Consider the following 23,127-nt stretch of genomic DNA (forward strand, 5'->3'; position numbering starts at 1 on the left):
CGGGGCAGGCACCCGCCAGATGGCGGTGGGGCGGATGCGGGGCTCGCGGCCGCGGTGAGCTAGACCGAGTCGCTCCACACACAACAGCGCCCCGGTCTGGGTGTAGACCGGGGCGCTGCTGGAGCCGATCAGTTGATCGGAGAGGGCGTACTTACGCTGCGGTGAGCGTGTTCGTTACCGAGATGAGGGTAACGATTGCCGCGTTGATGAAGCCGGCGATGTACGGGTTGTTCGTCTCACGGTAGATCTTGCGCGAGATGACTGCAGTTACGGCCAAGATCACGATGACCGGGTAGAGCCAGATGCTGAAGATTCCGCCGAAGCCGTCGATCGTGTACCCCGTGGTGAAGAAGTTGGTGTACTGAGCAACGACGAGAACGATGGGTGCCAGAGCGTTGAAGAACGCGAGCAGTGCCGTGTTGATCCACTCCTTGCCGCGGATGGAGAAGCGGTTGAAGGCGTTGACCGCGACCGAGTTGGCCACAAAGTAGATCGCGAAGAGCGGCAGGTACATGAGCGCAATGCCGACCTTGTCAGGCGTGAACGCCTTCACAGCGACAACCCACCAGCGGAAGTCTGTCTTCAAGAAGTAGTCGAGCACGAAGACGATCGCGTAGGCCGACACAACGACGACGAACGACAGACCGAGGCCGTGGAAGAACTTCTTCCAGCCAGGCAGCACTCCGGATGCGCGAAGGTCGAGACCGTTCTTGCGTCCGAAGAGGAGGTACGAGATCACCATGATGATGATCGCGGCAATCGCGTTGACCGCGGCCCAGAAGGCTACGAAGAACACAGCACCCTGAGGCATGAAGAACGACACAGCGTTGAACGCGATCGCGCCCATCCACGGGGTGTTAGCGAGGATCAACCAGCTCCAACCGGAGATGATTGCCGAAACAACCAGTCCACCCCAGAACCAGGCGAGTCCCTTACGGGTGGCGGGTACTACTGCTGCGGCAGGAGCGCGCAGTCCAGCGAAGGCGCGGGTCGAGAGCAGTGCACGCGTGAAGGCGACGAGGAAGATTCCGAAGCCGATCAGTCCGAAGAGCGTGAAGGTCTCCTTGACCTGCCACACCTGCGAACCTGAAGCGATCTCATTGGGAGCGCCGAACGCTTCTTCAAAGAACTCGATCTGGCTAGCAACCGTCGTCATGGAGATGGTTCCCCACGGGTGGTTCTCTGCTGGCGTGTACACGATGCGGAGAGCATCCTCACCATCGACAGAGTCGGTGTAGAACTCGCTCGCTTCGCGAACGTCAGAGGAAACCTCTTCCGGGTTTGCACCGAAGTGGAGGAACGACTGTGCGTTCGGGGTTCCAATGTAGTCGCGCGGCGGGGTGAGAACTTCACCCTCGGGGCTGTAGCTGCGGAAGAAGAACTCGTCGTACTGGTCAGCAACGATTCCGACATCGCGGGCACCGTAGAGGTTGAAGTACGCGTTCTCAGCTTCGGCATCCGTGTAGACAGCGTCGTTGTCGACGAGCAGGATGGCCGAGATGAGCTGTTCGTCAGCGGCGTTGTCGAGCACGGTCGAGAAGTTTGCTGCGCGCGCACCGTTCGAGTGTCCGCTCACACCAATCTTGTCGGTGTCAACGTACGGGAAGTCAGCGACGAGCTTTACAGCGTCGTACATGCCGGTTCCACCGAGGGTGACATCGGTGGTCAACGGCGAGGAGTTACCGTGACCGTACATGTCGATCGACACAACAACGTAGCCGCGACGTGCAAGCTCAACGTAGTTAGCGTCTTGCATTTCGCGGTTGTTCCACCAACCGTGGCTCACCACGATGACCGGAGCCTTGTTGTCGACGGTTGCACTGTCAGGCTTGAAGAGCAGCGCGCTCATCATCTGGCCCGACGAGGTCTCCCAGTTCATGTCCTTGACGCTGATTGAGCCTGCACCGGTTTGAACGATGGACGCACCGATGGATGTGACCAACATCATGACTAGCGAGAGAACGAGCCAGAAGCTGTTCCTCTTAACTAACGAGGTTTTCATTGATTCCCTACCCCTTCGTGGGTATCGATTGCTGTGTGGTTATGGACGTGACTGACAGCACGTCCGTCATGGGTAAATCAGGCAGATCAGGTCTCCACGTCCTCATCAACCCAGCCCATGGTCTTGGTTACCGCTTTTTTCCAGTTGCGGTAAAGCTGATCTCTCTCGAGGCGAGCCATTTGCGGCTTCCACCTCTTGTCTTCGTTCCAGGTTGAGAGCACGTCGTGCTCGCTGCCCCAAAACTCGACCGCGATGCCGGCTGCGAATGCTGCGCCGAGAGCGGTGGTTTCGGTGATGCGGGGGCGGATGACATCCACGCCCAACTGATCAGCCTGAAACTGCATGAGAAGTTCGTTGGCCACCATGCCGCCGTCGACGCGGAGTTCCGCGAGGTCGACTCCGGCATCCGCATTCATGGCGTCCATGACCTCGCGCGTTTGGTACGCGGTGGCTTCGAGCGCTGCACGAGCGATGTGGTTCTTGGTGACGTAACGGGTGAGTCCGAGGAGAGCTCCCCGAGCATCCGGTCGCCAGTAGGGGGCGAAAAGCCCGGAAAAGGCGGGCACAAAGTAGGCACCACCGTTGTCTTCGACTTCGAGAGCGAGGCGCTCAACGTCGGGAGCATCGGAGAACATGCCGAGGTTGTCCCGCAGCCACTGAATGAGCGAGCCTGTGACAGCGATCGATCCCTCGAGGGCGTAAACGGGCGCGGCGTCACCAATCTTGTAGCAGACAGTGGTGAGCAGGCCGTTGTTGCTGTGAACGCGCTTGTTGCCGGTGTTCAACAGCAAGAAGTTGCCGGTGCCGTAGGTGTTCTTAGCCATTCCCTCGCTAAAGCAGGCCTGGCCGAACGTCGCCGCCTGCTGGTCGCCGAGGATGCCCGCGATGGGCACTCCGGGCAGCGAACCGTGGTCGCGGCAGTGGCCGAAGATCTCGCTGGAGGAGCGAATCTCGGGCAGCATCGACATGGGGATGCCCATGTCTGCTGCGATGTCTTCGCGCCACTGGAGAGTGTCGAGATCCATGAGCATCGTGCGGGAGGCGTTAGTCACGTCAGTCGCGTGCACTCCCCCGTCGACACCGCCGGTGAGGTTCCAGAGCAGCCAGGTATCAATCGTGCCGAAGAGCAGCTCGCCGCGGTCAGCGGCTTCTTGAGCACCGTCGATGTAGCGCAGAATCCAGGTCACCTTGGGGCCAGCAAAGTACGGAGCAAGCGGCAGGCCCGTGATGGCCTTGTACTTTTCGAGACCCTCGGAGCCCGCAAGCTCGGTAATGATGTGCTGGGTACGCGTGTCTTGCCAGACGATCGCGTTCGTGACCGGGATACCGGTGGTCTTGTTCCAGACGACCGTCGTTTCGCGCTGGTTGGTAATGCCTACGGCAGCGATGTCTTGGTACGTCAGGTTGGCCCGCGAGAGCGACAGCCCGACGGTCTCTCGAACGTTGTCCCAGATCTCCATCGGGTCGTGTTCGACCCAGCCAGCACGAGGGAAAATCTGTTCGTGCTCAAGCTGACCGCTGGAAACGATACGCGCGTCGTGATCAAAGATGATCGAGCGTGAGCTCGTCGTTCCTTGGTCAATCGACAGTATGTACTGTGTCATCGTCGGCGTATCTCCATTGATCGTCTGTATTTCGTGAGGCGCTTGCGCACCCAAATCCAGTAGTTCGGTTATTTTGCTTCGAGTGCTGCGGGGGTAACAAGCGGCACGATCTGCGGTGCTGCTTCGCGCACGTCAGATGCGCTTTCGTCATCGCGGGTGAGCGCAGCAGCTGCTACGGCCTCCGCCATCTGGGTGTAGACAGCGACTTCGTGAGCGGTGGTCTGCTCATCCCAGCCGAGAAGCTTCGCGGCAATTTCTGCCACTTCGGGTACAGCGGCCATTGCCTCGTTGAGGTACTCGTAGTTCATGCGGGTACGACGAACCATGAGGTCTTCGAGGTGCAGGGCACCCTCGTGGGTGATCGCGTAGGCGATTTCGGCACGGAGGTAAGCGGAGGCCTGGGCCAGCGGCTTGGCCATCTCAGGCTCGGCCTCAGCAATGGCGGCGATTTCGGAGATCTTCGCCCCGTAACGGTGCAGCAGGTGGTCGATCATCTGATCGCTCCAGCCGAACTTCGCGCCGAGAGCCGCGGCACCGGCGGTTGCTTCCGCGAGTCCTTCAGCGCCCAACAGCGCGACGGTTTCGGTGGTGGAAGGGTTGGCCTTCGCTGCGTCCTTACCGATCGCGAAGTCAACAGCATCCTTCGCCATCACGCGGTATGTGGTGAACTTTCCGCCAGCGATAACCGTGAGGCCCGGAATGGGCGACGCAACAGTGTGCTCACGCGACACCTTGGCCGAGTTTGTGCCCTCCATCGTGCCCGGCTGCAGCAAGGGGCGAAGTCCCGCCCAGGTGCCGATGACGTCGGTGCGGTCGATGGGGTTTGCGAGCACTGCGTTGGCTTCTGCAATGACGTAGTCAATGTCATCGGCGGTTGCCGCAGGGTTGAGAAGGTTCTCTTTCCACGGGGTGTCAGTAGTGCCGATGACCCAATAGCGTGACCAGGGAATCACGAAGAGCACGCTCTTGGAAGTTTGCAGGATCAAGCCAGCTTCACCCTTGATGCGTTCGCGAGGAACAACAATGTGGATGCCCTTGGAGGCCAGAACCTTGAGCCCGCCGCTTTCGTTGGCGAGAGCTTGAGTCTCGCCGGTCCAGACGCCGGTGGAGTTGATAACGGCTTTGGCACGCACGGGGAAGGTCTTTCCCGTTTCGAGGTCGACCATGACGGCGCCGTTGACGACACCCTCATCGTTCTTCGTGATCTCGACGACCTGCATGCGGGTAGCAGCGCCAGCGCCGTGAGCCGAAGCGGTGCGGATGACGCTCACGACGTAGCGAGCATCATCGACGTTGGCGTCCCAGTATTCGATCGCGCCGACAGCGGCGTCGTGAGCGAGGCCGGGGAAGCGAGCAGCGAGCTGCTTGCGCGACATGTGGCGGTGCCACGGAACACTGCGCTTGCCCGAGGTGCTCTTGACGGTGACCGAAGCGAGGAAGTCGTAGAGAGCAATTCCGGCGCCAACGAAGGCGCGCTCCCACACGTGGTGACGCAGCGGGTACAGGAACGGCAGCGGACGCACGAGGTGCGGTGCCACGTTGTTCAGCAGCAGGTCGCGCTCGGTAAGCGCTTCGTGCACGAGCTTGAAGTCGAGCATCTGCAGGTAGCGGAGTCCGCCGTGAATGAGCTTGCTGGCGCGGCTGGAAGAGCCGGCGGCCCAGTCTTGGGATTCGACAACGACGGTGTCGAGTCCACGCGTGGCGGCATCCAGAGCAATTCCTGCTCCGGTGATTCCACCACCGATAACGAGAACGTCGAGTTCACGCCCCGGCTCTGCGCTCTCCATAAGACGCTGGATGGCGCTGTCGCGGGTTTCGCGGGTGAGGGACTGGTCAGCCATGAACACTGCTCTTCTATCGTGTGGTGGTGGTTACCGCCGAAGCGGCTGTGAATCTTCTGGGATGATCCACTGCTCAGCAGCGTATTACGCTAGCCGGGGTCAATGACAAACTGAGCAGCACATCTGCACGAACGTGCAAGGATGGACGTTATGGAACGCGAAGAGGCAATGCTGGCCGCATCGTCGATGTACTACCTGCAAGACATCAAGATGGACACCATTGCGAACCACCTGCACATGTCCCGCTCGAGCGTGTCTCGATTGCTGCGGGATGCCCGCGATAGCGGCCTCGTGGAAATCACTCTTCGCCCCACTCCCACCCGGGGCCCGGGTCTGGCCAAAAAGATCGAAACGTGTTTCGGAATCGCCACCCATGTCGTGCCCGTCGCTGACCTTGCCGACGAGGCAGAACGGCTCGAGCAGGTAGCGAAAGCCACCGCTCGAATGGTCACCGGCTGGTTCGATTCCGACATGATCATGGGCGTGGCCTGGGGCACCACGTTGGCCGCAATCTCGCGCCATTTGGGCAAGAAACCCACTCGCGGAAGTGCCGTCGTGCAGCTCAATGGAGCGGCCAACGTGCGCACCTCGGGCGTGGAATATGCCGGCAACCTGATCGCCAACTTCGGCGATGCTTTCGATGCCCAAGTGCACTTATTCCCAGTGCCCGCGTTCTTCGATTACGCAGAAACACGCAACGCCATGTGGTCGGAGCGGTCAATTGTGCGCGTGCTTGAGTACCAACGTCGCGCCGATATTGCGCTCTTCTCGATCGGTGCGATCGCCGGTGAAGTGCCCAGCCACGTCTACTCCGCCGGCTATTTGGAGGCGGGCGACATCGAAACGCTCGACAGCGAGGGCATCGTGGGCGACGTGTGCACCATCTTCCTTCGCGAAGATGGCAGCTACGAAGACCTCTCAATGAACGCACGTGCAACCGGCCCCACCCCGGCAGAACTGCGCGCGATCCCCCGCCGCATCTGTGGTGTGGCCGGCGACAACAAGGTCGTTCCGCTGCTCGCAGCGCTGCGGGCGGGCGTCATCACCGACCTCGTGATCGACGAACAGACCGCCACGAAGCTCGTCGAACACGTCATGGAGCTCAAAGAGGGAGCGGCGTCAGCGGAGGAGTTGGCCTTCCAAGACCGCCAGAATGACGCCGAGGAGATTAACGTCGAGCGGAGCGATGCTGGACAGAGCGCGACAGCGCCTGCAGCAGCGCCTGCGACTGTTGGCTAGTGACTGCGGTCTAGTGGACGACGTGCATGGCGCGTGCGGCATCCGTAATGCTGCCCGTCAGTGACGGGTACACCGAGAAAGCACGAGCGATCTGGTCGACCGTGAGGCGGTGTTCTACCGCGAGCGCCATCGAGATGATGAGCTCTGAAGCATTCGGTGCCACGACCACGCCACCAATAACCGTGCCGGAGCCGGTGCGGGCGAACAGCTTCACGAAGCCATCCTTGATGCCCATCATCTTGGCGCGCGGGTTAGAAGCCAGCGGCAACTTGTAGATAGTGCCCTGGGCAAGGCCGTCTTCGATCTGCTTTTGCGACCAGCCGACGGTGGCGATCTCGGGCTGAGTGAAGATGTTGGATGCCACATTGCGCAGTTCGATCGGCGTGACGCCGTCGCCCATCGCGTGGAACACCGCGGTACGCCCCTGCATCGAGGCGACGGAGGCGAGCGGGAAGAAATCAGAGCAGTCACCGGCCGCATAGATCGACGGCATCGAGGTGCGCGCAACGCGGTTGACGCGGATGTGGCCAGACTCGGTCAGTTGTACGCCTGCCTCTTCGAGCCCAAGACCTTCGGTGTTCGGCAGTGAGCCGACGGCCATGAGGCAGTGCGAGCCTTCCACGGTGCGTCCGTCGCTGAGCGTGGCGATGACGCCATCTTTGGTGGTCTTCACGGATTCGGCGCGCGACTTGGAAAGAACGGTCATACCGTTGCGCTTGAAGACGTCTTCAATCACGCGGGCGGCGTCTTCGTCTTCTCCTGGGAGTACGCGATCACGCGAGGAGATCAGAGTGACTTTGGCACCGAGCGCGGTGTAGGCCGAAGCGAACTCCGCACCGGTGACGCCCGAACCCACCACGATGAGGTGCTTGGGGGTTTCGTCGAGTGTGTAAAGCTGCGTCCAGGTGAGGATGCGCTTGCCATCAGGCATAGCGGAGTCGAGCACGCGCGGGCGGGCACCCACGGAGACGATGACGGTGTCAGCATCCACTTCGTCGAAGTCGGTGCCGGACTTACCCTTGCCGGTCGAGACAACGAGGCGCTGGGGGCCATCGAGACGCCCCTCACCCTCAATGATGCGGACGCCGGCCTTGATCAGTTGCGACTTCATGTCGTCTGACTGCTGCTGGGCAAGGCGCATGAGGCGCGCGTTGACCGCCGCAAGGTTGACGGTGATGTCGGGGCGAACGGCCCGGCCGGAGTCGGAGCGTGAGTAGAACTGCACGCCCAGGTCGGCCGCATCCCGAATCGCGTTCGTCGCTTCTGCCGTTGCGATCAGCGTTTTGGAGGGCACAACATCGGTGAGCACTGCTGAGCCGCCGACGCCGGCGCGCTCAACAAGAGTTACTTCGGCTCCCAACTGGGCACCCGCAAGGGCTGCTTCGTAGCCACCGGGGCCACCACCGAGTACTGCAATTCGTTGGGTGCGCTCAAACTCATAGGCCATGCCCTTATTCTCGCGCGGTTCTGCCCCAGCAACAAACCGCCGACGCACCGATGTGCGTACGGTGATACTTGGCGCTTCAGCAGCAGCGACACGCGCGCTTGGCTGCTCACATTCGCGCCCCATCGCTCGGCGAGTTAACTGCCCCAGCACTTAGAGTGGATGCCATGTCACAGTCGCCCCTCACAAACCCCCTCGACGACCCCACTGCAGACCCGTTTGAGGTCGCTCAGGAAGCCGCGGCCGCAATCGCAGCCGCGACCGGAGTCGAGAAGCACGACATTGCCCTCACGCTCGGTAGCGGCTGGGGCAAAGCCGCCGATCTGATCGGTGAAACCACCGCGACGATCCCCGCCTCCGACATCCCCGGCTTCTCCAAGCCGGCGCTTGAAGGCCACGTCGGCACTCTGCGCTCGATCCTGTTGCCGAGCGGCAAGCGCGCCCTCGTCATCGGCGCACGCACCCACTACTACGAAAACCACGGCGTTCGCCGCGTCGTTCACTCGGTGCGCACCGCTGCTGCTACCGGCGCCACGACCATGATTCTCACCAACGGTGCCGGCGGCATCAAGGAGACGTGGAAGCCCGGAACCCCCGTGCTCATCAGCGATCACCTCAACCTCACGGCCGACTCACCCCTTGAAGGCGCAACCTTCATCGACCTCACCGACCTGTACAGCAAGCGCCTGCGAGAGATCGCGAAGTCGATCGACTCGAGCCTCGACGAGGGTGTGTACACGCAGTTCCGCGGCCCGCACTACGAGACTCCCGCCGAAGTTCAGATGGCTAAGACCATGGGCGGCCACATCGTGGGAATGTCCACGGCGCTCGAAGCGATCGCTGCGCGCCAGGCAGGCATGGAAATCTTGGGGATGTCGCTCATCACCAACCTGGCCGCCGGCATCCAAACCACTCCCCTCAGCCACGAAGAAGTGATTCAGGCAGGCAAAGATGCTGAAGTGCAGATCAGCAGCCTTCTCGCCCAGATTGTGAGCGCCCTATGAGTTCAGAGCCCCTCGGCACCGATGAGCTGATCGCCGCCGCTAACGCCTGGCTGGAGCAAGACCCTGACGCGGTCACGCACACCGAGCTCGAAGCGTTGATTACGGATGCCACCCAGGGTGACGAGGCCGCTATCGCTGGCCTCCATGACCGCTTTGATGCGCGGCTCGCCTTCGGCACGGCCGGGTTGCGCGGCGAATTGGGTGCCGGCCCGAACCGCATGAACCGGGTGCTGGTCACTCAGGCGGCTGCGGGACTTGCCGCCTACCTACTCACCCACGAGCTGAGCCCCAGCATCGTGATCGGCTACGACGGTCGCGTGAACTCCGAGGTTTTTGCCCGCGATACCGCCACGATCATGGCGGGCGCCGGCGTGCGCGCGATTCTGTTGCCGCGCTTGCTTCCGACGCCCGTGCTGGCGTTCGCTGTTCGCCACCTCAACGTGAGCGCTGGCGTGATGGTCACGGCTAGCCACAACCCGGCGATCGACAACGGGTACAAGGTCTATCTGGGTGGCGACAACCACGGCTCGCAGATTGTGACTCCCGCCGACGCCGACATCGCTCACGCGATTGATGTTGTGGCCAAGGGATCGATTGCCGACCTGCCGCGCTCGACCGATTTCGTCACGACCGACGACGGCGTTGTCGATGAGTACATCGCGCGCACGGCAGCTCTCGCAGGCCCGGTCAAAGACATCACTTACACCTACACCGCCATGCACGGTGTCGGGTGGGAGACCACTCAGGCTGTGTACGCCAAGGCCGGCCTGCCCGCTCCCGCGCTCGTGGAGGAACAGGCTCAGCCCGACGCCGCGTTCCCCACCGTCGCCTTCCCCAACCCTGAAGAGCCGGGAGCCATGGATCTCAGCTTCGCGAAGGCTCGCGAAGTTGGTGCCGATTTGGCCATCGCTCACGACCCGGATGCCGACCGCCTTGCCGTCGCCGTTCCCGGTCGCGACGGCGAGTGGCGTCGGTTGAGCGGAAACGAAGTGGGCATGCTGCTCGGCTGGCGCGCCGCGGAGCGCTCGAACGGAACGGGAAAGCTCGCCGCGTCCATCGTCTCGTCTCCTGCCCTGCGCGCCATTGCCGCCGATTACGGCCTCGACTACTCCGACACCCTCACCGGTTTCAAGTGGATCTCTCGCATCGATGGGCTGATCTTCGGCTACGAAGAAGCCCTCGGCTACCTCGTCGACCCCGACAAGGTTCGCGACAAAGACGGCATTTCGGCCTCGGTCGACTTCCTCTCGATGGCGGCAGAGCTCAAGGCCTCAGGCTCGACGATCCTCGATCGCCTCGACGCCTTCACCGCACGCTTCGGAGCTTTCGCCTCACGCCAAGTCTCGCTGCGCTTCACGCAGATCTCAGAGATTGGCGACACCATGACCCGCTTACGTGCCGCGGCACCCAGCAGTGTTGGCGGCCTCGCGGTCGAGTCGTTCGATGACTTCGAGAATGGCGTCGACGGGTTCGCCCCCAGCAACATCATCCGCTTGCAGATTGAAGGCGGTGCTCGCGTCATTGTGCGCCCCAGCGGCACCGAGCCCAAGCTCAAGTTCTATGTGGATGCCTCCAGCACGGCAGGCGATGGTGCCGAGCGGCAGGCTGCCGCAGAGGCCGTCGCGAGCCAGCTTGAGGCAGGTATGCGCGAGCTTCTCAGCTAGCGCTAGCGCAAGCGCAAGAGCGAGCGCTTACGCACAATCAGACACTCTCAGAGGGCGTCCTTGGTCTAACCGAGGGCGTCCTCGAGTTTTTGTGCCAGCTCAGACGTGTCGAAGAGATTCACGATCACGATGACGTCGGCGTTTGTCTTGCCGATCGCCTCAACGAATTCTTGGCTGGTGAGGATGATCTGGGCATCAGCGGCAACAGTGCGCACGGTGCTGACGTCGGCGGCGACCACGGTCGCTTCGAGGTCAAGAGCCTTGAGGGCACGTTCCGCGTTGATCTTGAGAACACCGGAACTGCCGATACCAGCACCACAGATGGTCACGATCTTCATTCGGGGGTCACTCCCATGATGCGCTGAACTTCGGCGGGGGATGTTGCGGCAGCCAACTGGTCGATTGCCGAGGAGTCGTTGAAGATGTTCGCTACGGCGGCCACAGCGGCCAGATGAGCACCGGCTTCAGTGATCGCCAGGCCGAGAACGACACGAACCGGGTCGTTGTGTGCGTGCCCGAAGCGTACGGGCTCCTTGAGCGTGATGATCGACAGACCATTCGTAATTACTTGCGGGCCGGGGCGCGCGTGCGCCAAGGCCAGGCCCGGTGCGATCACAACGTAGGGGCCGTGGTCCTCGATCATGCGGATCATCTCGTGGGCGTACCCGGGATGAGCCGCTCCGGAACGCGTCAGTGCTTCGCCAGACAGCGCAACGGCAGCGCGCCAGTCCTTGGCACTCACACCAATTTCAATCGCTGATTCGGGCAGCGGGGGAAGTGACATAACTATGCTCTCTCGAAACCGACGCTGATTGCCTCGGAAAGCTCTTCGCGTTCCTCGATGGGCAGGAACGCTGCCGCAGCGGCGTTGATCTGGAAGACCTCAAGGTCGGTGAGGTCGTACCCGAAGGCTTCGGTGAGCAACGCGAGTTCGCGGCTGAGGGTTGTGGCGCTCATGAGGCGGTTGTCGGTGTTGACCGTCACGCGGAATCCGAGCTGGTACAACAGGTCGAAGGGGTGGTCGACCATTTCGTCGCCCCACTGCTCAATGGACCCGGTCTGCAGGTTCGACGACGGGCTCAATTCGAGCGCGATCTCGCGATCCTTGACCCACTGCGCCAAATCGCCGAGCGTGACGTAGGTGTTCTCGTCGTCTTCGTTGGCGATCGTGATGTCTTCGGCCAAGCGAACACCGTGGCCGAGGCGAAGCGCGCGACCGTCAAAGAGGGCGCTGCGGATGCTGTCAAGGCCATCCGCTTCACCCGCGTGCACGGTGGCGGGCATGTAGTTGTGCGCGAGCAGGTCGAAAGCTCCACGCATGCGGCTGGGCGGGAATCCCGCTTCGGGGCCGGCGATGTCGAAGCCGATGACGCCGCGGTCGCGGTGACGAATCGCGAGCTCGGCGATATCGGTGCCACGCTCGGTCTGGCGCATAGAACTGAGAAGCTGACCAACGCGGATGCTGCGGCCGCTTGAGCGCACGGCATCCACTCCCTCTTCGAGGCCCTGCTGCACGGCGCTGACGACCTGATCGAGGTCGAGCCCCTTCTGCAGGTGCTGCTCGGGTGCCCAACGGATTTCACCGTAGATGACGCCGTCGGCGGCGAGGTCGTGAACGAACTCGCTCGCAACGCGCTTGAGGCCCTCAGTTGTTTGCATGACGGCGATGGTGACGTCGAACGTTTTGAGGTAGTCGACGAGAGAACCGGAGTCGGCCTGACTCGAGAACCACGAGGTGAGTTTCGCAGCGTCATTCTCGGGCAGCTGGTAACCGATTTCGTCGGCCAGCTCCACGATTGTCTGGGGACGCAGCCCGCCATCAAGGTGATCATGCAGGGAGATCTTGGGTAGCGCAGTGATGCTGGCGCCGCCTCCGGGCATTACGAAATTCTCAACAGCGGCGTTCATACCTACAAATCTACCGTGCCGATCGCTGAAAGCGCCCTGTGGCTTCGCTGGATGACGTTACGATTCCGTGAAAGCTTCTTCGCTGAGCAAATTCGAGATCTCTTTTACCGCCGCTGTGGTCAGCTCGCGCACGCTTTCCGGATCGACCTCGCTGAAGGTCGTTGCGACGTACGGCACCGTGAGAGCTGCGACGACGAGCCCGTTGGCTCCAATGATCGGCGCGACGACATCCGTAATTCCTGGCTGCAAACTGTCGGCGTGCACGGAGGCTTCGGGGCGTTGGCCGGCGGGTGCCGAGAGCACCCCACCTGTAGCGGTCGTCGCGATACCGAAGCCGGCTCCGACGCGCACCCGGAACCCAAAGTCTGCCGGCGATTCAACCTGAGCGATGACCCGCACTTCGGTGCCATCGATGACCGACAGGTTGCACGACTGGCGCGCGGCTTCAGCCAGCCCCTGCATGATCGGCAGCGCAACGCTAATGAGACCGCGCAACGGCGGATGCCGGTGAGCCAGCTCAAAGAGCTTCATCGCCAGCACATAGAGCCCCGACTGCTTGTCGCGAAACACGTAGCCGCGTCGCTCGAGCGTCGCGAGCACGCGGAAGATCTGGCCGGTGCTACGACCGGTAGCTTCGGCGATTTCAGACTGGCTCAGCGAGCCGGAGGTCGCGGCGAGAAGTTCCAGGATGTCCAACCCCTTGTCGAGGGCGGGAGCGGTGTATTCGGGCGCCTTTGACACTAGCGATCCGCCTTCATCGTGGCGAGCATCCGCCGGGCAATCTCACGGTTGATCGAGTCGGGCACGGGCTGCGCGCCGGCGACCAACGTGTCAGTGGCGATGGCAACCTGCTCGAGCGAGAGCACTTGCAGCAGGAAGCCAAGATCCATCGATTCGATCGAGTTGCCCTTGGGCTCGCGGCCAGCAAGGTTCATCATGCGCCCGTCGGCAATGAGCGTGACGTGACGCTCACCCGGCAGATCGATGCGCTCAATAGCAGTGTCGATTTCGGTGCTGCCGGTAGCCAGCGCCCGCAGAGCGGGAACGTCGATCTCCCACGGGAAGTGACCGCAGTTCACGAGCATGGCTCCGTCGGCGACCCGGTTAAAGAACTCGGCGCCCAGAATTTGCGGATGCCCTGTCGCCGTGATGAACACCTCGCCCCAGTCGGCAAGGTCGAGCATGTTTGCCACGCGGTAGCCGTCAAGCGCGGCCTCGAAGGCCTTGATCTCATCGACTTCGACGATCGCAACTTTGCCGCCGAGTGCCCGCAGGTAGTGGGCGACTCCGCGACCGCACCAGCCGTAACCGGCGACCACGAAGCGGCGACCGGGCACCATGAGGTTGGTGATGCGCATGAAGCTTTCCACCACCGATTGACCGACGGCGTGCTTGTTCTCGCCAATTGCTTTCAGAGGGCTGTCGTTGATCACAATGACGGGATAGGGAACCTGATCAGCAAGTTCGTCGCGCAGGCGGTAACCGCCCGAGGTGGTTTCTTCGGTACCACCCACGATTTGCGCGCCGCGGCCGGCAGCAACAATGCCCGCGACGAGGTCAGCGCCGTTGTCGAGCAGGATGTCCGGCTCAGCGGCCACAACGCTGGCAACGTTGGCGTGGTGCTGCTCAAGGGTGTCATCGCGCGCACCAAAGATGGTCATCCCCTGGTCGCGCAAGAAGGCGACGATGTCGTCTTGGGTTGAACCGTGGTTGCCGGTGGCCACGATCTCGGCTCCCCCGGCGGCGAGGGTTTCGAGCAGTACGGCTGTCTTGGGCTCCAAGTGAAGCGACATTCCGATGCGGTGGCCGGCGAAGGGCTGGCTCGCGGCGAACCGTTCGCGCACGTCGGCGAGCAGGGCCATGCGAGAGCGAATCCACGTCAAGCGGGCAGCGGCGCGAGCGATCAGTTCGTCAGTCATATCGTCACTCTACATATATGAAGACACTTTTCATATATGCTTTTTGCTATGGCTGAAAAAATTATTCTCGACTGCGACCCCGGGCACGACGACGCGATTGCGATCCTGCTCGCCCACGGCAGCCCCAACATCGAACTGCTCGGCGTGACCACCGTGGTGGGCAACCAGACCATCGAGAAAGTCACCCGCAACGCCCTTGCTGTTGCGCGCGTCATCGGCATGACCGATGTTCCTTTCGCTCGTGGTGCCCACCGCCCGCTCGTTCGCGAGGTAGAGGTCGCGGAGTCGATCCACGGCGAGTCCGGCCTCGACGGCCCCGTACTGCCCGAGCCCGCGATTGAACTCGACTCTCGTCACGCGGTCGACTTCATCATCGACACGGTGATGTCGAACGAGCCGGGAACCATCTCGCTCGTTCCCACCGGCGCTCTCACCAACCTCGCCCTCGCCGTGCGCAAAGAACCCCGCATCGCTCAACGCGTCAAGCAAGTCGTCATGATGGGTGGTGGAGTCAACGTCGGCAACTGGAACGCGACGAGCGAGTTCAACATCGTCATTGACCCCGAAGCTGCGCACATCGTGATCAACGAGAGCTGGCCGCTCACCATGGTCGGCATCGACGTCACCCACGATGCTCTCGCTACCGAAGAAGTAGCCGCAAGCATCGCCGCTGTCGGCACCGGCCCCGCCCGTTTCGTGGGTGAGCTGCTCGAATTCTTCGGCGCCACCTACCTTGAAGCTCAAGGTTTCGAACACCCTCCCGTGCACGACCCCTGCGCCGTGGCCTACCTTATCGACCCCACCGTCATGGAAACCGCCAAGGTGCCGCTGGATGTCGAACTCACCGGTTCCATCACCCTCGGTATGACTGTGGCTGATTTCCGCGCGCCGGCTCCCGCCGACTGCACGACGCAGGTTGCACGCAGCATCGACGTTCCCAAGTTCTGGGGAATGATCGTGGACGCCCTCGAGCGCATCGGCGACCCGAAGCTCTAATTCGCGTGAGCGTAACGGATGCGGCGACCGACTTCGGTTCGCCGCATTCGTCGTTTCAGACGTGCTCTACGCGGTTGCGAGCGTTCGTTTGCGCCGCTTGCGGGCGCCGAGGTCAACGACTCCAATGAGCATAGCGATGGCAAAGAACACCGTCGTCGCGATCATGCCCATGCCGTACGCGTGGTGGTAAAGCTCAACGGTGCTTTCGCCGCTGTTGCGCTCGTTATAGAGCGTTGAGTAAAACAGTGAGAGCGCTACGGCGGTGCCGATCGCGGTGCCGATGCGTTGCCCTAGTTGGCCTACGGATCCCGCCAAGCCGCCTTCGAGCGGCGGAATGTCGTGCAGCGTTAGCGTCTGGTTGGGCGAGATCACAAGGCCGCCACCCGCGCCGCCAATGAACATCGCCGCCGCCATCACGAACGGTGTGAGCGCCGGTGGAGTAAGAATCGCCGCCGCCATGAGAACGCCGATCCCAATCATCAGAATCGCGAGCCCCACGACCACGAGTGAGCGACCGTAGCGCTCGACGAGGATGCCGCCGCGCCACGAGGAGAACGCGCTCGTCAAGGCAAAGCCAATCGTCACCATGCCAGCGAAGACAGGCTCAAGCCCCAAGCCCAGTTGCAGGTACAGCGTGGTCAAGAGGAACATTGCGGGCATCGCCGCGAAGTACACGGTCGCGAGCAGGGTGCCGTTGCGGAACGAGCTGATGCGAAAAAGTGTGAGCGGCACGAGAGGCGCGCGTCCGCCGGCCGCGTAGCGGCGCTCCCACCAGATGAAAGCCGCAGCAGAAAGCACAAACAGCACCAGCAGCCACCAGCGGTTGGGGTCATCCGTCGGCGCACCGGTTGTGAAAAGGAAGGGCCACATGAGCGCCAACACCGTGACGCCGAAGATAACAATCCCCGCCGGGTCGAGGTCGAGACGAGCGTAGGTGGTCTTGGCGGTCGAGGGCAGGATGCGCCAGGCCAACACGAGAGCGATGATGCCGAGCGGAACGTTCATCCAGAAGATGTAGCGCCAGCCGTCTTGGGCACCGCCGAGAGCGATCATGAGACCGCCGAGCGTAGGTCCGAAGGCGGTTGAGATGCCGATCATGGCACCGAACAGACCAAAGGCTCGCCCGCGTTCCGGACCTTGGAACAGCTGCTGGATCAAACCAATCACCTGAGGCATCTGGATGCCGGCCGCGACCCCCTGCAGCAAACGGAAGACCAGCAACATGGCCGCATTCGGCGCGAGGGCACACGCGATACTGGCGACGGTAAACACCGTCAGCCCGATCAGGAACAGGGTTTTGCGCGAACGCTGGTCGCCGAAACGCCCAGCCGGCACGAGAATCAAACCGAAGGTCAGCACATAGCCCGAGACGATCAGTTGCAGTTGGGTTGAGGATGCGCCGAGGGCGTCTTCAATCGAGGGCAGCGCCACGTTGACCTTCGACAGGTCGAGAATCGTGATGGCTGCGACCACAACGCATACCCAGAAGGCGCGCCATTTAGTGGAGTGGTCGATGTCTGTGTCGCCGGGGGCAGGGGTGGTGCGCCCGGCAGCGTTCCGCGCTGGGTCAGCGCTGGGAACGGTCTCATCCGCTGTCGTCATTTCAACAACTGTACGTCAGCGGATGAGACCCCTCGTTCAGACGCAGAGTCGCGTCGTCAGTAGAGCTGTTAGTCGATGCGTCCGGCGATCAGCGGACCACCATCGTGCACCGTTTCGCCCGCATCACCGATGCGGTAAGCGCCCTCGAGAGACTCGAGTGCGCGCTCAAAACGAGCAGGTTCGTCAGCGTGCATCGTGAAGAGCGGCTCACCCTTGCGTACGGTGTCACCGGGCTTCGCGTGCAGGTCGATACCGGCAGCGTGCTGCACGGGGTCCTGCTTGCGAGCACGACCGGCACCCAGACGCCACGCGGCGATGCCGAACGGCAGCGCTTCTTGTTCAACGAGAACGCCGTCGCGGTCAGCCAGAACGACCTGGCTTTCCTTCGGCTGCGGCAGGGCAGCATCCGGGTCTCCGCCTTGCGCGCTGATCATGCCGCGCCAGGCATCCATTGCCTGTCCGTTGTCGAGAGCAGCCGCAACATCGGCATCTTCGTGACCGACCTGAGCCAGCATTTCGCGGGCGAGAGCAATCGTCAGCTCGCGCACATCGGCGGGGCCGCCGCCAGCCAGGACCTCTACAGATTCGCGCACTTCGTTGGCGTTACCGATGGCAAGTCCGAGCGGCACATTCATGTTCGTGAGCAGGGCAACTGTCTTGACGCCGGCATCCTTACCCAAGCGAACCATGGTCTCGGCAAGCTCGCGGCTACGGTCCGCGTCCTTCATAAACGCGCCCGAACCAAACTTCACATCGAGCACGAGAGCCGAAGTGCCTTCCGCGATCTTCTTGCTCATGATCGAGGATGCGATCAGCGGGATCGCTTCAACGGTTCCGGTGATGTCGCGAAGGGCATACAACTTCTTATCGGCCGGAGCGAGACCTGAGCCGGCGGCACAGATAACGCCACCAACGCCACGCAACTGCGCGTAGAACTCTTCGTTGGTGAGATCGGCACGCCAGCCGGGGATGCTCTCGAGCTTGTCGAGCGTTCCGCCGGTGTGGCCGAGGCCACGGCCCGAAAGCTGCGGAACGGCAACGCCAAAGGACGCCACGAGAGGGGCGAGCGGCAGGGTGATCTTGTCACCGACGCCACCCGTGGAGTGCTTGTCGGTCGTCGGCTTGCCGAGGCCCTCAAAGCTCAGGGTCTCGCCGCTGGCGATCATCGCGAGCGTGAGGTCGCGGATCTCTTCGCGCTCCATGCCGTTGATGAAGATGGCCATTGTCATGGCAGCCATCTGCTCGTCGCCGACGTAACCGCGAGTGTACGCATCCACCAGCCAGTTGATCTGGTCGGTGCTCAGCACGCCCCTGTCACGCTTGGTGTGGATAAGGTCGACGGCGTCGAAACGCTCGATGCCGGATTCTGCTGCGCTGTTATTCACCGCGGTACTCCTCGAGGGTGCGTGGCCCGAACGCGTCGGGAATTACTTCGTCAATTGTTTTGATTCCCGACACCGTGTCGAGGAGCATGCCGTCAGCGGAGTGCTCAAAGAGCAGCTGGCGACAGCGGCCGCACGGCATGAGGGCGTTGCCCTTGCCATCGACGCACGTGAAAGCAACGAGCTTTCCGCCACCGGTCATGTGCAGGGCAGAGACCAGAGTGCACTCACCACAGAGAGTGAGGCCATAGGAGGCGTTCTCCACGTTCGCGCCCGAAATTACCCGGCCGTCGTCGACGATTGCGGCGACGCCGACCGGGAACTTCGAATAGGGAACGTAGGCGTGAGCGAGGGCTTCTTTGGCGACGAGCCTCAGCGCATCCCAGTCAATTGATTGCGGCTCGATCGTCATAGCGTTACCCCTTGATGTACGGTGTTCCGGATGCTGCTGGCGGCCGAGACTTTCCGACCAGACCGGCAACGGCGATGATTGTCACGACGTACGGCAGCATGAGCATGAACTCGCTCGGCACCGGCGAACCAACAACGCTGAGCGCGTTCTGCAGGTTGCTGGCAAAGCCGAAGAGCAGTGCAGCGAGCGTGGCCTTGATCGGGTCCCAGCGACCGAAGATCACCGCGGCGAGGGCGATGAAGCCGGCGCCCGCCGTGACGTCCTTGCCGAACTGACCCGTCTGGCTCAGCGTGATGAAGGCTCCACCCAGTCCGGCGATCGCACCGGCAAGGGCGACGTTCCAGAAACGGGTAAGCGTCACGTTGATGCCGACAGTGTCTGCAGCCTTGGGGTGCTCGCCGACGGCGCGCAGGCGCAGCCCCCAGCGAGTACGGTACAGCGCGAAGGCCACAGCCGCAACGATGATGTACAGCAGGTACACGATCAGGGTCTGCTTGAACAAAACCGGTCCGATGATCGGGATGCCGCTCAAGATCGGAATCGCCAGCGTCGAGAACCCTTCGGGGTTGTTCAGCTGCTCGGGGTTGTCGGTTAGCCAGGTCGAGTACAGGAAGCCAGTAAGACCCGAGACCAGAACGTTGATGACAACACCGACGATGATCTGGTTGACGAGGTACTTGATCGCAAATACCGAGAGCAAGAACGACACGAGCATTCCGGCAACGGCGGCGGCGAACAAGCCTGCGAATGCAGAACCGGTCAGCGTTCCTACGACCGCAGAAACGAACGCACCGGCAAGCAGCTGGGCTTCGATCGCGATGTTCACAACACCAACGCGCTCGGAGATGACGCCACCGAGGGCACCGAATACGAGCGGAACAGCCAGCACGAGTGAACCAGCCAGCAGTTCAGGAACGCGGAGGGTCTCGTCAGCAGCAGCCCAAGTGAGGAAGCCGGTGAGAGCGAGAATCGCACCCACGATCGGAATCCACTTGGGAACCGTGCGGTCCTGAGAAATCATGAACGCCGAACCGAGCGCAATAAGGGCGGTCAGGATTGTAACGACGATTCCGGTGGCGAGTGCCGGCAGGTGAACGACCGGCAGCTGGATGAGGTCGGTACCCGTGGAGAGGTTGAATCCCGTGGGAGCATCCTCAGCAAAGCCGACGAAGAGAACACCAGAGATGACCGACACAATCGCGAACGCAATCGGAAGCTTCCAACTACGACGATCGATCTTCGTTCCTGTCAGGCTCTTGCCTTCAGAAGTTTTGGTGAGAGTCATTAGCTGACCACCTTCTTTGCGCGTGCGCCGGGTTGCGGCAAGCGGAATACAGCACGCACGAGTGGCGGCGCTGCAATAAACAGAACGATGAGGGACTGCACAACGAGAACGATGTCAATCGGGATGCCCTGCGACGCCTGCATGGTGAAGCCACCAGCCTTGAAGGCTCCAAAGAGGAGGCCTGCTGCGAAGGTTCCCCACGGCGTCGAACGGCCGAGGAGAGCAACGGTGATGGCGTCGAAGCCGATACCGGCGTCTACTCCAGAAGTGAATCCGCTCGTGGTCGTTCCGAGAACCTCGGTGCTTGCCGCGAGACCGGCGTAGCCACCGGCGATCAGCATGACGTAAATGTAGATGCGCTCTACCTTGACACCCGCAACGCGAGCCGCGTGCGGGTTGAGGCCGACGGCGCGGAACTTGAAGCCCAGACTCGAGCGGTCAATCAACCACCAAGCCAAGACTGTCGCAGCGACCACGAGCACGAAGCCCCAGTGGAGCTTAAAGCCGTCGCCGAAGATCGGCTGCAGAATTGCGGTCTCCGATGCCGGCGGCGTCTTCGGGTTGTTCGATCCCGGGTTCTTCAACAGGTCAGTGCGCAGCAAGAAGCTGATCAGGTAGTAGGCAACGTAGTTGAGCATGATCGTCACGATCACCTCGTGCGCACCGGTGCGGGCCTTCAGAAGTCCGGCGATAGCACCCCACAGGGCACCGCCGAGGATTCCCATGAGAACTGCAACGACAACGTGGATGACGATGGGAAGGTCCCAAGCGAAGCTGGCGTATCCAGCGAATGCGGCACCGACGATGATCTGACCGCGGCCACCAATGTTGAACAGGCCAACGCGGAAAGCGATTGCTACGCCGAGACCAGCCGCGATAAGCGGTGTCGCGAAGACGAGCGTCTGGGTCAGCGGCTTAATGGCCGAGAGAAAGTCATCACGACGGAAGTCGTAAATGGAGCCTTGAAAGAGCGCGAGGTAGGCGCCACCCACAGCGGAGCCAATCGCGGCGAAGAAGTCGCCAGGACGCGCGAAGAAGTATCCGGCCGTTTCCTGCACATCAGAATCGGTGAACGCAATGAGCACTCCACCGATCAGGATGGCCAAAACAACGGCGAGCAGTGACAAGACTGCGTTACCCGAGGTGATCTCGCGGAACGCGTTTGTCCACCGAACAGTGTCTTGGTTCGTCTCAGAGTTCTTGGCAGTCTCAGCTACAACAGCCTCGTCAGAGTTCTGATCTTCGGGTTTCTGGGGTGTTGGCTCGCTCATGCTGCCGCCTCCGTAATGCGTTCGCCAGCCATCATGAGGCCGAGTTTTTCGCGGGGGGTATCCGCAGGCACAATTCCTACAATTTGGCCCTTGTACATGACCGCAATGCGGTCAGCCAAGGACACGACTTCATCAAGCTCGGTAGAGACGACGATCACGGGAACACCACGATCACGTACACCCACGATTTGCTCGTGCACGAACTCGATCGAGCCGACGTCGAGTCCACGAGTCGGCTGCGAGACCACGAGCAGTGAAAGTTCGCGGCTCATTTCGCGGGCCAGCACAACCTTCTGCTGGTTACCACCCGAAAGCTTCGAAACGTGCTCGTGGATGCTCTGCGAACGAATGTCGTACGACTCGAGCTTCTCGGTCGCGAACTCGTTGAGCACGTCAGTCTGCAGAGTGCCGAACTTCACGAACGGTTCCCCGTCGCTGCGGTCGAGCATGAGGTTCTCGGCAACGCTGAAGCCACCGACCAGGCCGTCGACCGTGCGGTCTTCCGGAACATAGCCGACACCGGCGTCGAGAATCTGGCGGGCGTTGAGCCCGAGCAGTTCGGTGCCGTTGAGCGTGATCGAGCCGGATGCGCGCTCTTGCATTCCGAGCAGTGCTTCGGCGAGCTCGGTCTGACCGTTGCCCTGTACACCGGCGATGGCGAGAATCTCGCCGCCCTGAACGGTAACGCTGAGCTCTCGTACGGAACGGTGGCCCGTCTCATCCGCGATCGACAGCGTGTCGATAACGAGGGAGTTGTCGGTGAGCTGCGCTGGCGCCTTGTCGATCGTCAAGTCAACAGCGCGGCCGACCATGAGCGATGCCAGTTCTTCCTTGCCCGCATTGGGGTCGGCTTCGCCGACAACCTTGCCGAGGCGAATAACGGTGATGCGGTCGGCGACTTCGCGGACCTCACGCAGCTTGTGCGTGATGAAGACGATGGAGGTTCCCTCGCTCTTGAGCTGACGCATGATTGCCATGAACTCGTCAGTCTCTTGCGGGGTCAGTACCGCGGTGGGCTCATCGAACACAAGCACCTTGGCTTCGCGAGAGAGCGCCTTGACGATCTCGACGCGCTGCTGCACACCAACGGGAAGGTCCTCGACGAGAGCATCGGGATCGATGTCGAAGCCGAATCGTGCGGAAATATCACGCACGAGGGTGCGGGCGGCATCCAAGTTCAGTAGTCCAGGTCCGTAAACCTGTTCGTGGCCGAGCGCCACGTTCTCAGCGACGGTGAAGACAGGGATCAGCATGAAATGCTGGTGGACCATGCCGATTCCGGAGCGCATAGCGTCACCGGGGCCCGCGAAGTGGCGGACTTCATCGTCGATGAGAATATCGCCCTCTTCAGCCTGATACAGGCCGTAGAGCACATTCATCAACGTTGACTTGCCCGCGCCGTTCTCGCCGAGGAGGCAGTGGATTTCGCCCTCTTCGACAGTGAGATCAATATGATCATTCGCGATCAGGTCACCGAAGCGCTTGGTTATACCTCGCAGCTCGAGCTTCACAATCTCTCCTCATTACTGTGACGGCGTCCTCGCCATCGTGGGG

Annotated in this window: 19 protein-coding genes; 4 read left to right on the forward strand and 15 right to left on the reverse strand. The window is 61.8% G+C overall.

Going from position 1 to position 23,127, the window contains the following annotated elements:
* Positions 1-151: 151 nt before the first annotated feature.
* The 3 genes from ACWTV3_RS11085 to ACWTV3_RS11095 form a co-directional block, all read right to left on the reverse strand.
* The gene (locus ACWTV3_RS11085; RefSeq protein ID WP_498478265.1) at positions 152-2,002 is read right to left on the reverse strand and encodes an alpha/beta hydrolase family protein; all 1,851 of its coding nucleotides are present in this window, start codon (positions 2,000-2,002) and stop codon (positions 152-154) included.
* Positions 2,003-2,088: 86 nt separating this feature from the next.
* On the reverse strand, positions 2,089-3,606 hold the full coding sequence (gene glpK / locus ACWTV3_RS11090) for a glycerol kinase GlpK (protein WP_498478266.1): 1,518 nt from the start codon (positions 3,604-3,606) through the stop codon (positions 2,089-2,091).
* 68 nt (positions 3,607-3,674) lie between these two features.
* On the reverse strand, positions 3,675-5,447 hold the full coding sequence (locus tag ACWTV3_RS11095) for a glycerol-3-phosphate dehydrogenase/oxidase (RefSeq protein ID WP_498478267.1): 1,773 nt from the start codon (positions 5,445-5,447) through the stop codon (positions 3,675-3,677).
* A gap of 150 nt (positions 5,448-5,597) precedes the next feature.
* Between ACWTV3_RS11095 and ACWTV3_RS11100 the strand changes: the two genes are divergently transcribed.
* Positions 5,598-6,686 carry a sugar-binding transcriptional regulator gene (locus ACWTV3_RS11100; protein WP_498478268.1) on the forward strand — a complete coding sequence of 363 codons (1,089 nt, stop codon included), beginning with the start codon at positions 5,598-5,600 and terminating at the stop codon, positions 6,684-6,686.
* 10 nt (positions 6,687-6,696) lie between these two features.
* Here the strand turns inward: ACWTV3_RS11100 and ACWTV3_RS11105 are convergent, their stop codons facing one another.
* Positions 6,697-8,133, reverse strand: coding sequence for an NAD(P)H-quinone dehydrogenase (locus ACWTV3_RS11105; RefSeq protein WP_498478269.1), 1,437 nt, complete (start codon positions 8,131-8,133; stop codon positions 6,697-6,699).
* Positions 8,134-8,297: 164 nt separating this feature from the next.
* On the opposite strand from ACWTV3_RS11105, the gene ACWTV3_RS11110 reads away from it, so the two are divergent.
* Together ACWTV3_RS11110 and ACWTV3_RS11115 are read left to right on the forward strand one after the other, a co-directional pair.
* Positions 8,298-9,134, forward strand: coding sequence for a purine-nucleoside phosphorylase (locus tag ACWTV3_RS11110; protein WP_498478270.1), 837 nt, complete (start codon positions 8,298-8,300; stop codon positions 9,132-9,134).
* Positions 9,131-10,798: a phospho-sugar mutase gene (locus tag ACWTV3_RS11115; RefSeq protein ID WP_498478271.1), complete on the forward strand. Its 1,668-nt coding sequence runs from the start codon at positions 9,131-9,133 to the stop codon at positions 10,796-10,798. Before ACWTV3_RS11110 ends, ACWTV3_RS11115 begins: the two co-directional genes overlap by 4 nt.
* A 65-nt stretch (positions 10,799-10,863) precedes the next feature.
* Here the strand turns inward: ACWTV3_RS11115 and ACWTV3_RS11120 are convergent, their stop codons facing one another.
* From ACWTV3_RS11120 to ACWTV3_RS11140, 5 genes are read right to left on the reverse strand one after another with little or no spacing between them, the layout of a single operon-like run.
* Positions 10,864-11,136, reverse strand: coding sequence for a PTS sugar transporter subunit IIB (locus ACWTV3_RS11120; protein ID WP_100389574.1), 273 nt, complete (start codon positions 11,134-11,136; stop codon positions 10,864-10,866).
* Positions 11,133-11,582, reverse strand: a complete 450-nt coding sequence (locus ACWTV3_RS11125; RefSeq protein ID WP_498478273.1) for a PTS sugar transporter subunit IIA — start codon at positions 11,580-11,582, stop codon at positions 11,133-11,135. Before ACWTV3_RS11125 ends, ACWTV3_RS11120 begins: the two co-directional genes overlap by 4 nt.
* A gap of 2 nt (positions 11,583-11,584) precedes the next feature.
* Positions 11,585-12,706, reverse strand: coding sequence for an adenosine deaminase (locus ACWTV3_RS11130; protein ID WP_498478274.1), 1,122 nt, complete (start codon positions 12,704-12,706; stop codon positions 11,585-11,587).
* A gap of 57 nt (positions 12,707-12,763) precedes the next feature.
* Positions 12,764-13,447, reverse strand: a complete 684-nt coding sequence (locus ACWTV3_RS11135) for an IclR family transcriptional regulator (protein WP_498478275.1) — start codon at positions 13,445-13,447, stop codon at positions 12,764-12,766.
* On the reverse strand, positions 13,447-14,625 hold the full coding sequence (locus ACWTV3_RS11140; protein ID WP_498478276.1) for an adenosylhomocysteinase: 1,179 nt from the start codon (positions 14,623-14,625) through the stop codon (positions 13,447-13,449). Before ACWTV3_RS11140 ends, ACWTV3_RS11135 begins: the two co-directional genes overlap by 1 nt.
* 48 nt (positions 14,626-14,673) lie before the next feature.
* Here ACWTV3_RS11140 and uriH point away from each other — a divergent pair, with 48 nt between their 5' ends.
* Complete coding sequence (gene uriH, locus ACWTV3_RS11145; RefSeq protein WP_498478277.1) at positions 14,674-15,621, forward strand: uridine-preferring nucleoside hydrolase UriH; 948 nt, start codon at positions 14,674-14,676, stop codon at positions 15,619-15,621.
* 66 nt (positions 15,622-15,687) lie between these two features.
* Here uriH and ACWTV3_RS11150 read toward each other — a convergent pair whose 3' ends face one another.
* The 6 genes from ACWTV3_RS11150 to ACWTV3_RS11175 all read right to left on the reverse strand — a co-directional run bounded on the left by ACWTV3_RS11150 (position 15,688) and on the right by ACWTV3_RS11175 (position 23,084).
* Positions 15,688-17,223, reverse strand: a complete 1,536-nt coding sequence (locus tag ACWTV3_RS11150) for an MFS transporter (protein ID WP_498478278.1) — start codon at positions 17,221-17,223, stop codon at positions 15,688-15,690.
* 68 nt (positions 17,224-17,291) lie between these two features.
* A complete protein-coding gene (locus tag ACWTV3_RS11155; RefSeq protein WP_498478279.1) occupies positions 17,292-18,608 on the reverse strand; it encodes a thymidine phosphorylase in 1,317 nt (438 codons plus the stop codon).
* Entirely contained in the window at positions 18,601-19,017 is a 417-nt protein-coding gene (locus ACWTV3_RS11160) for a cytidine deaminase (RefSeq protein WP_498478280.1), read from the reverse strand. The genes ACWTV3_RS11155 and ACWTV3_RS11160 overlap by 8 nt, the downstream gene beginning before the upstream one ends.
* Positions 19,018-19,021: 4 nt before the next feature.
* Positions 19,022-20,302, reverse strand: a complete 1,281-nt coding sequence (locus ACWTV3_RS11165) for an ABC transporter permease (protein WP_498478281.1) — start codon at positions 20,300-20,302, stop codon at positions 19,022-19,024.
* Positions 20,302-21,573 carry an ABC transporter permease gene (locus ACWTV3_RS11170; protein WP_189621922.1) on the reverse strand — a complete coding sequence of 424 codons (1,272 nt, stop codon included), beginning with the start codon at positions 21,571-21,573 and terminating at the stop codon, positions 20,302-20,304. The genes ACWTV3_RS11165 and ACWTV3_RS11170 overlap by 1 nt, the downstream gene beginning before the upstream one ends.
* On the reverse strand, positions 21,570-23,084 hold the full coding sequence (locus ACWTV3_RS11175) for an ABC transporter ATP-binding protein (protein WP_498478282.1): 1,515 nt from the start codon (positions 23,082-23,084) through the stop codon (positions 21,570-21,572). Before ACWTV3_RS11175 ends, ACWTV3_RS11170 begins: the two co-directional genes overlap by 4 nt.
* Positions 23,085-23,127 lie beyond the last annotated feature (43 nt).

The sequence above is a fragment of the Salinibacterium sp. AL4.1 genome (assembly GCF_059767305.1).

Bases quoted from the DNA above. Each gene is read 5' to 3' on its own strand.
- uriH (WP_498478277.1), top strand. From the start codon at position 14,674: ATGGCTGAAAAAATTATTCTCGACTGCGACCCCGGGCACGACGACGCG.
- ACWTV3_RS11085 (WP_498478265.1), bottom strand. From the start codon at position 2,002: ATGAAAACCTCGTTAGTTAAGAGGAACAGCTTCTGGCTCGTTCTCTCG.
- ACWTV3_RS11160 (WP_498478280.1), bottom strand. From the start codon at position 19,017: ATGACGATCGAGCCGCAATCAATTGACTGGGATGCGCTGAGGCTCGTC.
- ACWTV3_RS11110 (WP_498478270.1), top strand. From the start codon at position 8,298: ATGTCACAGTCGCCCCTCACAAACCCCCTCGACGACCCCACTGCAGAC.
- ACWTV3_RS11150 (WP_498478278.1), bottom strand. From the start codon at position 17,223: ATGACGACAGCGGATGAGACCGTTCCCAGCGCTGACCCAGCGCGGAAC.
- ACWTV3_RS11095 (WP_498478267.1), bottom strand. From the start codon at position 5,447: ATGGCTGACCAGTCCCTCACCCGCGAAACCCGCGACAGCGCCATCCAG.
- ACWTV3_RS11105 (WP_498478269.1), bottom strand. From the start codon at position 8,133: ATGGCCTATGAGTTTGAGCGCACCCAACGAATTGCAGTACTCGGTGGT.
- ACWTV3_RS11115 (WP_498478271.1), top strand. From the start codon at position 9,131: ATGAGTTCAGAGCCCCTCGGCACCGATGAGCTGATCGCCGCCGCTAAC.
- ACWTV3_RS11120 (WP_100389574.1), bottom strand. From the start codon at position 11,136: ATGAAGATCGTGACCATCTGTGGTGCTGGTATCGGCAGTTCCGGTGTT.
- ACWTV3_RS11140 (WP_498478276.1), bottom strand. From the start codon at position 14,625: ATGACTGACGAACTGATCGCTCGCGCCGCTGCCCGCTTGACGTGGATT.
- ACWTV3_RS11130 (WP_498478274.1), bottom strand. From the start codon at position 12,706: ATGAACGCCGCTGTTGAGAATTTCGTAATGCCCGGAGGCGGCGCCAGC.
- glpK (WP_498478266.1), bottom strand. From the start codon at position 3,606: ATGACACAGTACATACTGTCGATTGACCAAGGAACGACGAGCTCACGC.
- ACWTV3_RS11165 (WP_498478281.1), bottom strand. From the start codon at position 20,302: ATGACTCTCACCAAAACTTCTGAAGGCAAGAGCCTGACAGGAACGAAG.
- ACWTV3_RS11125 (WP_498478273.1), bottom strand. From the start codon at position 11,582: ATGTCACTTCCCCCGCTGCCCGAATCAGCGATTGAAATTGGTGTGAGT.
- ACWTV3_RS11100 (WP_498478268.1), top strand. From the start codon at position 5,598: ATGGAACGCGAAGAGGCAATGCTGGCCGCATCGTCGATGTACTACCTG.
- ACWTV3_RS11170 (WP_189621922.1), bottom strand. From the start codon at position 21,573: ATGAGCGAGCCAACACCCCAGAAACCCGAAGATCAGAACTCTGACGAG.